This is a genomic window from Streptomyces orinoci, from assembly GCF_003121295.1.
Taxonomy (GTDB): Bacteria; Actinomycetota; Actinomycetes; order Streptomycetales; family Streptomycetaceae; genus Streptomyces; species Streptomyces orinoci.
Genome location: NZ_PHNC01000002.1, coordinates 1 through 10,183 on the forward strand (window position 1 = coordinate 1; position 10,183 = coordinate 10,183).

5 protein-coding genes and 3 pseudogenes are annotated in these 10,183 nt (G+C 72.3%); 6 read left to right on the forward strand and 2 right to left on the reverse strand.

The annotated features are described in order from the left end of the window. Positions 1-713: pseudogene (locus CV755_RS00045) on the forward strand (MFS transporter); the annotation flags it as partial. 219 nt (positions 714-932) lie between these two features. After that, positions 933-2,540, forward strand: coding sequence for a citramalate synthase (gene cimA / locus CV755_RS00050; RefSeq protein ID WP_109278018.1), 1,608 nt, complete (start codon positions 933-935; stop codon positions 2,538-2,540). A 108-nt stretch (positions 2,541-2,648) separates the two neighbouring features. Here cimA and CV755_RS00055 read toward each other — a convergent pair whose 3' ends face one another. Further along, positions 2,649-3,278, reverse strand: coding sequence for a TetR/AcrR family transcriptional regulator (locus CV755_RS00055; protein WP_109278019.1), 630 nt, complete (start codon positions 3,276-3,278; stop codon positions 2,649-2,651). Positions 3,279-3,363: 85 nt separating this feature from the next. Between CV755_RS00055 and CV755_RS00060 the strand changes: the two genes are divergently transcribed. The 4 genes and pseudogenes from CV755_RS00060 (at position 3,364) to CV755_RS00075 (ending at position 9,698) form a co-directional block, all read left to right on the forward strand. Further along, positions 3,364-4,821 carry an FAD-dependent monooxygenase gene (locus tag CV755_RS00060; protein ID WP_109278020.1) on the forward strand — a complete coding sequence of 486 codons (1,458 nt, stop codon included), beginning with the start codon at positions 3,364-3,366 and terminating at the stop codon, positions 4,819-4,821. 442 nt (positions 4,822-5,263) lie between these two features. Continuing rightward, positions 5,264-7,612, forward strand: coding sequence for a polysaccharide lyase 8 family protein (locus tag CV755_RS00065; protein ID WP_422070489.1), 2,349 nt, complete (start codon positions 5,264-5,266; stop codon positions 7,610-7,612). A 298-nt stretch (positions 7,613-7,910) separates the two neighbouring features. After that, entirely contained in the window at positions 7,911-9,494 is a 1,584-nt protein-coding gene (locus CV755_RS00070) for an acyl-CoA carboxylase subunit beta (RefSeq protein ID WP_109278022.1), read from the forward strand. A gap of 14 nt (positions 9,495-9,508) precedes the next feature. Continuing rightward, positions 9,509-9,698, forward strand: a pseudogene (locus CV755_RS00075) (acyl-CoA carboxylase subunit epsilon). A gap of 74 nt (positions 9,699-9,772) precedes the next feature. Here the strand turns inward: CV755_RS00075 and CV755_RS00080 are convergent. Further along, a pseudogene (locus tag CV755_RS00080) lies at positions 9,773-10,183 on the reverse strand (GTP-binding protein); the annotation flags it as partial.

The window sequence follows — 10,183 nt, forward strand, 5'->3', positions numbered from 1 at the left end:
CACCATCCGGGCCCTGTTGCGGCACAAGCGCGAGGCGCTGCTGGTGGTGGCCCTGACCATGGGTGGCACCGTGGCGTACTACACCTACACCACCTATCTCACCAAGTACCTCCAACAGCGCCGGGATGGCCAAGCCGACCGCCAGCCTGGTGAGCTTCTGCGCCCTGGTGGTCTTCGCGGCGCTGCAGCCGTTGGCAGGCGCGCTCTCGGACCGGATCGGCCGCCGCCCGCTGCTGATCACCTTTGCGGTGGGCGCCACCTTCCTCACCGTGCCGATCATGACGCTGCTGAAGCACGCGGGCGGTTTCTGGCCGGCCCTGGGGCTGTCCCTGCTGGGGCTGGTGATCGTCACCGGCTACACCTCGATCAACGCCTGTGTGAAGGCCGAGCTGTTCCCCACCGGGATCCGGGCGCTGGGCGTCGCCCTGCCTACGCCCTGGCCACCGCGCTGTTCGGCGGGACGGCCGAGTATGTGGCGCTGTGGTTCAAGAAGGGCGGCATGGAGTCCGGTTACTACTGGTATGTGGCGGGTTGTGCGGCGGTCTCCCTTGGTGGTCTACCTCACCATGCGCGAGACCCGGGACATCGACCTCAAGCGGGTGGGGCGGGACGAGACGGAGCCGGCCCGGCCGGACGCGGTGCCGCATCGTGAGACGGTCCGCCGCCGGGCGGCCCCTCGTGGCAGCATGCCCCTTATGCTCCGCTGGCCATGATTACCGGCAGCAGGCGCGCCGGTCCGCAGTGACCGCCCCGTACCACCCGTAACGGCGCGGCCACCGTGTCCCACGACCCGCGCGCAGACCTCTCGCACCCGCGAGAGGTCTTCTTGTTTCCCGGCCCACCAGGCGGGGAGACACCAGCGCGCGGGGTCACCGGAGGACGGTGGAACCGGTTATTCCGGTAGACCGAGATCCCGACAGGAGTCACAGCAGATGACCCAGGCACCGCAGGGGCCCGACGACGCGTTCCATGTTTTCGACACCACCTTGCGTGACGGCGCCCAGCGTGAGGGGATCAACCTCACCGTCGCCGACAAACTGACCATCGCCCGGCACCTGGACGACTTCGGCGTGGGCTATATCGAGGGCGGCTGGCCCGGGGCCAACCCCAGGGACACCGAGTTCTTCCAACGGGCCGCCAGGGAGATCGACTTCCGCCATGCCCGGCTGGTGGCCTTCGGCGCCACCCGCCGGGCCGGGGTACGGGCCGAGGACGATCCCCAGGTGGCCGCGCTGCTCGCCTCCGGAGCGCCGGTGATCACCCTGGTCGCCAAGTCCCATGACCGGCATGTGGAACTGGCGCTGCGCACCACGCTGGAGGAGAACCTGGCCATGGTGCGCGACACCGTGGCCCATCTCAGGGCGCATGGGCGCCGGGTGTTCGTGGACTGTGAGCACTTCTTCGACGGCTACCGGGCCAACCCCGGCTATGCCGCGCAGGTGGTGCGCACCGCGGCCGGCGCGGGCGCCGAGGTGGTGGTGCTCTGCGACACCAACGGCGGCATGCTGCCGGCCCAAGTGGGCGCCGTGGTACGGACGGTGCTCGCCGACACCGGCGCCCGGCTGGGCATCCACGCCCAGGACGACACCGGCTGCGCGGTGGCCAACACCCTGGCCGCGGTGGACGCCGGGGCCACCCATGTGCAGTGCACCGCCAACGGCTACGGCGAACGGGTCGGCAACGCCAACCTCTTCCCGGTGGTCGCCGCGCTGGAACTGAAGTACGGCCGACGGGTGCTGCCGGAAGGCAAGTTGACGGAGATGACCCGTATCTCGCACGCCATCGCCGAGGTCGTCAACCTCACGCCCGCCACCCACCAGCCCTATGTGGGGCTCTCGGCCTTCGCCCACAAGGCCGGGCTGCACGCCTCCGCGATCAAGGTGGACCCGGACCTGTACCAGCACATCGACCCCGAACTGGTGGGCAACACCATGCGGATGCTGGTCTCCGACATGGCCGGCCGGGCCTCGGTGGAGCTCAAGGGCAAGGAACTGGGCATCGAGCTGGGCGGCGACCGGGAGCTGATCGGCCGGGTGGTGGAGCGCGTCAAGGAACGGGAGGCACGTGGCTACACCTATGAGGCGGCCGATGCCTCCTTCGAGCTGCTGCTGCGCGAGGAGGTGGCCGGACGGGCGCTGCGCTACTACCGGGTGGAGTCCTGGCGGGCGATCGTGGAGGACCGCCCGGATGGCACCCATGCCAATGAGGCCACCGTCAAGCTCTGGGCCAAGGGGGAGCGGATCGTGGCCACCGCGGAGGGCAACGGTCCGGTCAACGCCCTGGACCGGGCGCTGCGTTCGGCCCTGGAGCGGATCTACCCCCAGCTGGCCGCGCTGCGGCTGACCGACTACAAGGTCCGCATCCTGGAGGGCTCGCGGGGCACCGGCTCCATCACCCGGGTGCTGGTCTCCACCGGGGACGAGCAGGGGGAGTGGTCCACGGTGGGGGTCGCCGAGAATGTGATCGCCGCGTCCTGGCAGGCGCTGGACGACGCCTATGCGTATGGGCTGTGGCGGGCGGGGGTCGAGCCGCTGGAGTGAACCGGGGCGCGTTTCCGGGCGCCCGGGGGGCGGGGTGTGGGTGTCCGGTCGCGCCCACCCGGCGGAGCCGCAGGGCGAACGGAGCCCCGTGCCCTGGCGGGGTGCCCCTTACCCCAGCCGCCGGGACAGGCCGCTCTCCAGCAGGTCGAAGGCGGTGTCGGCTTCCCGGTGGGCCTCGCGCAGCATCTCCGCGGGGTCCTGGCCCGTGGACAGCCGCCGCCAGTTGTCCCGGGCCAGCAGGTGCTGCACCGAGACGATCTGCGCGGCTGCCAGGCGGGCCGTCAGATCATCGGCGCCGGCGGTCTGCTGGATGGCCTCGGCCAGGGCGCGCTCGTCCACCGCGGCATAGGCGGTCAGCCGGGCCGCCAGGCTGGGGGTGCCGTAGAGCAGGTCCCGGTAGGCCATCACCTGGGGGATGTCGCACAGCCCGGTGACCGGCTCCCGGGCGTCGAGCCCGGTGTGGAAGTGGGTGCGCAGGGCGGCCAGTGGCGAGTGGCCGGGGGGCCGTTCGCGCACCACCCGGGCCGCCTCGCCCTGGTGGTCGGCGATGCGGTGCAGGGCGAGGTCCTCCTTGCTGGGGAAGTAGCGGAACAGCGTCGGCTTGGACACCTCCGCCGCGGCCGCCACATCCGCCACCGACACCCGGTCGAAGCCGTGCTCCAGGAAGAGCGCGATGGCGGTCTCCGACAGCGTCTGCCGGGTGCGCCGCTTCTTGCGCTCACGCAGTCCCTCGGTCATGGCACGGAGCCTACCAGCCGCACCATTACTCGGATACTTTCGTTACCGAGTTGCGTTTCTGTCTCGGTATCGCTTTTATGGGCCCATGACTTCCCCCACCGTCCTCATCGTGGGCGCCGGACCCACCGGCCTCACCCTCGCCTGCACGCTCGCCCGGGCCGGAGTGTCCGTGCGCATCATCGACAAGTCGCCCTCGTTCCACCGGACTTCCCGCGCCAAGGGCCCCAACCAGCGCAGCCGCGAGATCCTCGCCGACCTGGGCGTGGGGGAGGAACTGGCGGCGGCCGGCAGCACCCGCATGGTGCTGCGCAAATACCGCGACGGCAGCGCCCTGCACGACGCCGACGTCAACGCCGGCCTCCCGGCCGACCCGGGCGTGCCCTACCCGACCGGCCTGTGCATACCGCAGTGGAAGGTCGAGGAGATCCTGCGCGCCCGGCTCGCCGCCCAGGGCATCCGGGTCGAACTCGGCTGCGAGCTGGCCGGGTTGGCCCAGGACGGGGAGCGGGTGACGGTCACCCTCACCGACGGTCGGCGCCTGACCGCCGCCTACGCCGTGGGCTGCGACGGCGGCCACAGCGCGGTGCGCAAGGCGCTCGGGGTGTCCTTCGAGGGCAGCAGCGCGGAGGAGGTGATGTGGTGCGGCGATGTGGAGGCCGACGGACTGGACCGGGGCTACTGGCACCAGTGGATCGACGAGGACGGCGCCGTCCTGTTGTGGCCCATCCCCGGCACCACCTCCTGGCAGCTCCAGAGCTCCCTGGAGCGGGACGCCGGGGGGCGGCCGCTGCCGCCCTCGCTGGCAGGGTTCCAGCGGCTGTTCGACCGGCACGCCAGGGTGCCGGGCGTACGGCTGGCCAGTCCCACCTGGCTGTCCACCTACCGGGTCAGCGCACGGATGGCCGGCCGCTTCCGCATGGGGCGGGTCTTCCTGGCCGGTGACGCCGCCCATGTCCAGCCCATCGCCGGCGGTCTGGGCATGAACACCGGCATCCAGGACGCCTTCAACCTGGGCTGGAAACTGGCCCTGGTGGCGCGCGGCCGGGCCGGTGAGGCGCTGCTGGACACCTATGACGAGGAGCGGCGGCCGGTGGCCGCCTGGACACTGAAGCTCACCGGTGAGCGGCTGCGGGTGTCCCTGGAGGGCACCAGGACGGCGGGTGTCGGCACCGAGATCGTCCTCACCGAGGACACCACCACCCTGCGGGTCGGCTATGGCTGGTCCTCGCTGGCCTGGGGCGGCACCGGAGCCGGCGAACGGGCGCCCGACGCCCCATGCGGGGACGCCCGGCTCTACGAGGTATTCGCCGGAGGGCACTTCACCCTGCTGGGCTTCGGCGCGGCGAGCGAGCCGGTACTGGCCGAAGTGGCCGCGCTCTTCCCTGAGTTGGTGCGCACCCGGCGGGCGGATGCGGCGCGTGCCGCGTATGGCGTGGAGGGGGACGCCTTGGTGCTGGTGCGGCCGGACCACCACATCGCGCTGCACACGGGCGTGGAGCGCGGGGCCGAGATCATCGACCGCCTGAGCGGCCTGGGGCGCTAGGCATGGGGCGCCCGGTGCGTCCGGGGGTGCGTTTGTCGGGCGCCGCCGGCTTGGGGGCAGGGCGCGCGGTTCCCTTTGCCCCTGGGGGTACGCCCCGGAGCGCATGCGGGGGCGTATTCGGGTGCGGGCCAGTCCGGGCCGACCGCGCGGTTCCCCGCGCCCCTCGAAGTGTCCGGTCCCCCGCGCCCGGGCGCGCGCCCCGGAGCGCATGTGGGGGCGTGCATTCGGGGCTTATCCCGGGCGCGGCCCGGTCCGGGCCGGTTGCGCGTTTTGCGCCCCACGGCTGACGAGGCGCCACCGTGTGGGCCGGTCCGCGCCGGCCGCGCAGTCTTCCGCCCGGTGCCTGACGGGGCGTCACCCTCTCATGCCGGAGTCATTGCGGGTGTCGCCGCCCCATGCCACCGTGTGCTGCCTCGCCCGTCGCCACCACCCGGAGGCCGCCGTGCCGTGGACCCGACGTGCCCTGCTTGCCACCGTGCTGGCCCTCGCCGCCGCCCCGCGCCCCGCCGCGGATGCCGCCGAAGAGCCCTGTCCGGCGCTGCGGCGCCGCTGGCTGGAGCTGCTCCTGGGCGACGGCTACGACCCCGGCGCGGAGCCCTATGCCACCGTGCTGCGCCGCACCGGCGCCGCCGCCCGCGCCTGGCATGGCGCCATGAGCCCCACGCCCGGATCGCTGTGGCCGGACGCCCCCTTCGACCCGCCGGCCGGAATCAGCCAGAGCTTCACCCGGCTGCTCACCATGGCCATGGCCCATGCCCAGCCCGGCACCGGGCTGACCGGGGACCCGGCGCTGGCCGAGGACACTCTGGCCGGTCTCGACCATGTGCACGACCGCGTCTACCGCCCCGGCACCAAGCCCTATGGCAACTGGTGGGAGTGGCGGATCGGCAGTCCCCGGCCGCTGCTGGACACTCTGGCGCTGCTGCATGAGGCGGCCGGGGAGGCGCGGCGCGCCCGGCTGCTGGCCGCCGTGGACCACTTTGTCCCCGACTCCGCACTGGGCTCCTACACCGGCACCAGCACCGGCGCCAACCGTGTGGACCTGTGCCGGGTGGTCGCGCTCCGGGGCGTGCTGGGCGGCGCACCGGCCAAGCTGGCGCTGGCCCGTGACGCGCTCACCCCGGTCTTCCCCTGGGTCACCCGGGGCGACGGCCTGTACGCCGACGGCTCCTTCGTCCAGCACCTCTGGGTCGCCTACACCGGCACCTACGGCCAGGTCCTGCTGGACGGGCTGGCCAGGCTGTTCGCCCTGCTGCACGGCTCCCCCTGGGAGATCACCGACCCCGGTCGGCAGACCGTCTTCGACAGCGTGGAGCGGGCCTACGCCCCGCTGATCCACGATGGGCTGGTGATGGACGGCGTCTCGGGCCGCGCCATCAGCCGGGGGCTGATGAACGACGGGGGAGTGCCACAGAGCGACCACCAGCGCGGGCATGCGCTGCTGGCCGCCATCGCGCTGCTGGCCGAGTCCGCCGGCCCGGAGCAGCGGCGGCGCTGGCACGCCCTGATCAAGGGCTGGGCGGCCCGCGACACCCTCGGCCCGCTGACGGCCGACCCGCAGTTCGGCACCGCCGATCTGGCCCGGCTGGCCGCCGTGCTGGCCGCGCCCGTGGCGCCCGCCCCCGCCGCCACGGGCCACCGGCTGTTCCCCGCCATGGACCGCGCCGTGCACCGGCGCCCCGGCTGGACCGTCCAGCTGTCCATGGCCTCCGACCGCATCACCCACTACGAGAACGGCAACGGGGAGAACCCGCGCGGCTGGCACACCGGTGCCGGGATGCTCAGCTGGTGGGCGCCGGGCGGCGGCGGCCAGTACACGGACGGGTTCTGGCCCACCGTGGACCCCTGCCGGCTGCCCGGCACCACCGTCTCCACCAAGCGCCTGGCCGACAACGAGGGCGGCGCCTGGGGCGCGCCCAGACCCGAGGTGCGCTGGGTGGGCGGGGTGAGCGATGGCGAGTACGCCGCCGTGGGGCAGCACCTCAAGGGCCTGGCCTCCACGCTCCAGGCCCGCAAGTCCTGGTTCTTCGCCGCCGATGCCGTGGTCTGCCTGGGGGCGGGCATCGGCGCCCGGGACGGCGTACCGGTGGAGACCGTGATCGACAACCGCCGACTGGCGGACGCCGCCGAGGGCGCGCTGACGCTGGACGGCCGCCCGCACGGCGGTCCCGGGGACTGGTCACGGGCCTTCGGCCGGGCCCGCTGGGCGCATCTGGCGGGCCACGGCGGCTGGGTGTTCCCCGGCGGTGCCCCGCTCATGGTGCGGTGCCAGGCGCGGCGCGGCGCCTGGCGGGACATCAACCAGGGCGGCASCCCCGAGCCGCTCACCCGCCGCTATCTGACCCTGTGTCATCCGCACGGCACCGACCCCCGGGACGCCGCCTATGCCTATCTGCTGATGCCCGGGGCCGGCCGGGCGGAGGTGGCGGCCCGCGCGGCGGACCCGTACTGGCTGACCGTGCTCGCCAACTCGGCCGCCTGCCAGGCCGTAAAACTGCGCTCCCCGGAACTGCTGGCGGCGAGCTTCTGGCAGCCCGGCACGGCCGGAGGGCTGACCGTCACCGCCCCATGCAGCGTCCTGGTGGTCCGGCATGGCGCCACGGCCACCGTGCACCTGGCCGACCCACTGCGCGCCGGGGGCACCGTGGACCTCCGCTGGGCCCGCCCGGTCCAGCGGGTCATCGCGCACGACCCCTCGGTACGGGTCCTGGGCACCGGCGGAGCGCTGCGGCTGCGGGTGACTGCGGGCACCGACTGCGCCCCGCACTCCTGCACCGTGACGGCCACCTGAGCGGCCGGCCCGGCCGGCCCGGCGGGGCCCCATGCCTGGCCCGGCGGGGCCCCATGCATGGCCCGGCGGGGCGTCGGCCGACGGAAGACAGGGTTCCGCTCGACCCGCCGCGGAGGCACCCTGGACAGCCCGGATGACATGCGGCTTTGTGGAGTGCTCACAGCCCGGATGGCGTTGGTCACGTCGGGGAAGGGACAAGGACCCGGTGCGATTCTGTACTCCCTGCCCACCAAATCACTCCCTACCTTGTAAGGAGTCAACATGATGCTGGGAGGGCCTTGCCGCGTACCGTCTATCCATGAGCAATCTCGAAGGTGCGCCCGTAGAGGCGAGTGACGTCCGAGGGCGCGTCGCCGAGCTGCACGCCATCCGCGAGCAGGTTCGGCGTGGTCCGAGCGACCGGGCTACCCAGGCACAGAAGGCCAAGGGGAAGCTGACCGCCCGGGAGCGAATCGATCTTCTGCTTGACGAGGGCTCTTTCAACGAGGTGGAGCCGCTCAGGCGGCACCGGGCGCAGGGATTCGGCCTGGAGGCCAAGCGCCCGTACACCGATGGCGTGATCACCGGCTGGGGAACGGTCCACGGCCGCACCGTGTTCGTCTACGCCCATGACTTCCGGATCTTCGGCGGTGCGCTGGGCGAGGCCCATGCCACCAAGATCCACAAGATCATGGACATGGCCATCGCGGCCGGGGCCCCGCTGGTCTCGCTGAACGACGGCGCCGGCGCCCGGATCCAGGAGGGTGTCTCGGCGCTGGCCGGCTATGGCGGCATCTTCCAGCGCAACACCAAGGCCTCCGGGGTCATCCCGCAGATCAGCGTGATGCTCGGCCCCTGCGCGGGCGGCGCGGCCTACAGCCCCGCCCTGACCGACTTTGTGTTCATGGTCCGGGACACCTCCCAGATGTTCATCACCGGCCCCGACGTGGTGCGCGCGGTGACCGGTGAGGAGATCACCCAGAACGGCCTGGGCGGCGCCGATGTGCACGCCGAGACCTCGGGCGTGGCGCACTTCGCCTACGACGACGAGGAGACCTGCCTGGAGGAGGTCCGCTACCTGCTCTCGCTGCTGCCGCAGAACAACCGGGAGAACCCGCCCCGGGTGGTCAGCGAGGACCCGGCCGACCGCACCGGCGACGCCCTGCTGGACCTCGTCCCGGCGGACGGCAACCGGCCGTACGACATGCGCAAGGTCATCGAGGAGATCGTCGACGACGGCGACTTTCTGGAGGTCCACGAGCGCTGGGCGACCAACATCATCGTGGCGCTGGCCCGGCTGGACGGCCAGGTCGTGGGCCTGATCGCCAACCAGCCGCAGTACCTGGCCGGTGTGCTGGACATCGAGGCCTCGGAGAAGGCCGCACGCTTCGTCCAGATGTGTGATGCCTTCAACATCCCCATCATCACCCTTTTGGACGTACCCGGCTTCCTGCCCGGCGTCGACCAGGAGCACGGTGGGATCATCCGGCATGGCGCCAAGCTGCTCTACGCCTACTGCAATGCCACCGTGCCGCGGATCTCGGTGATCCTGCGCAAGGCGTACGGGGGTGCGTACATCGTGATGGACTCGCAGTCGATCGGTGCGGACCTGACCTATGCCTGGCCGACCAACGAGATCGCGGTCATGGGCGCCGAGGGCGCGGCCAATGTGGTCTTCCGCAAGCAGATCGCGGAGGCCGACGACCCGGAGGCCATGCGGGCCCGCATGGTCAAGGAGTACAAGGCCGAGCTGATGCACCCGTACTACGCCGCCGAGCGGGGCCTGATCGACGATGTGATCGACCCGGTCGAGACCCGGCAGGTGCTCATCCGCTCGCTGGCGATGCTCGCCACCAAGCACGCGGACCTGCCGTCCCGCAAGCACGGCAACCCGCCCCAGTAGAAAGCACACCGACCATGACTGACACTCTCGTCCGGGTGGAGAAGGGCACGGCCGGCGCCGAGGAACTCGCCGCCGTCACCGCCGTCCTGCTCGCCCGCGCCGCCGCCGCGACCGGCACGCCGTCGCCCGCGCCGCACCCAGGCGCGCTGGCGCCGCCTGGAGCGCGCCAACGGCTTCACCGCGCCGCACAGTTGGCAGGGCTGAGCCACAACGGCCGCCATACAAAGGGCCCCCGCACTCCCAGGAGTGCGGGGGCCCTTCGCCGTGCGCGGGCGCGCTCAGCGCAGCCGTGCCATCAGGGCGTGCTCGACCAGGGTGATCAGCGCGCTCTTGGCCTCGTTGCGGTGGCGGGCGTCGGTGGTGATGATCGGCGCGTCCGGGCCGATCTGCAGCGCCTCGCGGACCTCGTCCGGAGTGTAGGGCTGGTGCCCGTCAAAGCCGTTGAGGGCGATGACGAAGGGCAGCCCGCTGTTCTCGAAGTAGTCCACCGCCGGGAAGCAGTCGGCCAGGCGCCGGGTGTCCACCAGGACGACCGCACCGATGGCGCCGCGGACCAGGTCGTCCCACATAAACCAGAAACGGTCCTGCCGGGAGTGCCGAACAGGTAGAGGATCAGGTCCTGGTCCAGGGTGATACGGCCGAAGTCCATCGCCACGGTCGTCGTGGTCTTGTCCGGCGCGTGGGTGAGG